Source organism: Duganella sacchari (genome assembly GCF_900143065.1).
Classification (GTDB): domain Bacteria; phylum Pseudomonadota; class Gammaproteobacteria; order Burkholderiales; family Burkholderiaceae_D; genus Rugamonas; species Rugamonas sacchari.
Window position 1 is genome coordinate 1 of sequence record NZ_FRCX01000037.1, and the last position, 2,022, is coordinate 2,022.

A 2,022-nucleotide genomic window follows, 5' to 3' on the forward strand; every position below is an offset into this window, starting at 1 on the left:
CCGACACCAGCCGCACGGAGGTGGCCGGCCATACGCTCGGCGCGCACATTCAGATCGTCATAGCTGATGCTAGTGCCGTCGAAGATAATGGCTGCCTGCTGCGGCGAGGACGCCGCCCACTGTTCGAACAGCCGATGCGCCAGCTGTGGTTCCGCATGAGGTAGCGCATTGTCGTTCCAGCTCGTCAGCATGCGGTGCATCTCATCATCTGCCAGCATGCGTAGGTCGCAAATGCGCTGTGCGGGGTCGGCACAGGCAGCCGTCAGCAAGTTGGCGAAGTGACGCGCCATGGCCTCGATAGCGGTGATATCGAATAACGATGTACGGTATTCGAACGTCGCGCGCAAGCCAGCATCGGATTCGTCCACATTCAGGCTGAGGTCAAATTTTGCCGTGGCGTTGTCTGCGTCTACGCTCGATACCGAGAGTCCAGGCAGTTCCAGGGTCGTGGAGGTGGCGTTCTGCAGTGTCAGCATGGTTTGGAACAACGGCGTATGGCCTGGCTGACGCTCGGGCTGCAACGCTTCCACCAGTTGTTCAAACGGTAGATCCTGATGTGCATAAGCGCCCAGCGCCGTAGCGCGCACCTGCTGTAGCAGCGCATTGAATGTGCCGTTGAATGCCACGCGTGAACGCAGCACCAACGTATTCACAAAGAAGCCGATCAATCCTTCCGTTTCCAGCCGGTTGCGGTTCGCCACCGGCGTGCCGATGCAGATATCCGACTGCCCGCTGTAACGGGTCAGCAGCGCTTTATAGGCAGCCGCCAGTACCATGAAGAGCGTGGTGTGCGTCTTGCGCGCCAGTTGGCGCGCTGGCTCGGCAGGCAAGGTGAAGGAAAACTGTGCGCCTTGCGAGGACAGCACCGCAGGACGAGGATACGAGGTTGGCAACGCCAGTACGAGCGGTGCATCGGCCAACTGTGTTCGCCAATAATCGAGCTGTCTATCCAGTTCCGCGCCGCTCAACCACTGCTGCTGCCACATGGCGAAATCGGCATACTGCACTGGCAACGGCGCCAGCGTCGTTTCAGCGCCTTCGCAGGATGAAGTGTACAAGCTGGCGACTTCGCGTATCAGCACACCGATCGACCAGCCGTCAGCAATAATATGATGCAGCGTAAGCAGCAGTACGTGCTCCTCTTCGCCCATGCGGAGCAAAGCCGCACGCAATAGGGGACCCGCACCCAGTGCGAACGGCATGGAGGCTTCGTCATGCGCTTGTTGCAGCATGCAGGCTTCGCGTTCGGTGGCGGACAAGCTACTCAGGTCGGCGCGCCGCAATGGCAGTTCAAGTGTTGCTTCGATAATCTGCTGCGGCTTCCCTTCGGATGCGACAAAGCGGGTGCGCAGCACTTCATGACGATGCATCACCGTTTGCAGGCTATGCGTCAGTGCCTCGGTATTCAGTTTCCCTTGCAGGCGCAGCGCGGCCGGAATGTTGTAGGTGGCGCCGCCCGGTTCATACTGTTCCAGGAACCAGAGACGCTGCTGGGCAAACGACAAGGGCACCTGTGCTGTTCTCGGTACTGGAGCGATGGCCGGCAATGCAGTTTTCTGGAGCCCATCTACGGCGGCAGCAAAGCGCCTCAGTGTGGGCGCATCGAATAAGACCCGCAGCGGCAGATCAACCTTGAAAGCGGCACGTATTTGTGACACAGCTTGCGTGGCCAGCAGCGAATGCCCTCCGAGAGCGAAGAAATTATCGTGCGCACCAACCTTGTCCTGCTTCAGCAATCCTGCCCAGATGGCAGCCAGGATCTCCTCCGTCGCGGTGGCCGGTGGTGTGTAACCCGCTGCATCGCCGGCTTGCGGCGCCGGTAGCGCGCGCCGGTCTACCTTGCCATTGTGGTTCAACGGCAGCGCCTCCAGCAGGACGAAATGGGCGGGCACCATGTGGTCTGGCAGGGTTTGATGCAGTGCGGTGCGTAACGCGATGGCGTCAGGCGCCAGCTTGCCGCCCACATAAGCCACCAGACGACGCTCGCCCGGCTCGTCCTCGCGCAACATGACCAGTGCTTCA

The 2,022-nt window shown here is 60.5% G+C and carries 1 protein-coding gene; it reads right to left on the reverse strand.

Translation table 11 applies throughout. The annotated features are described in order from the left end of the window. Window positions 1–2,009: condensation domain-containing protein (locus BUA36_RS29845; protein WP_229255852.1), on the reverse strand; the 2,009-nt coding region annotated here is incomplete at its 3' end. Window positions 2,010–2,022 lie beyond the last annotated feature (13 nt).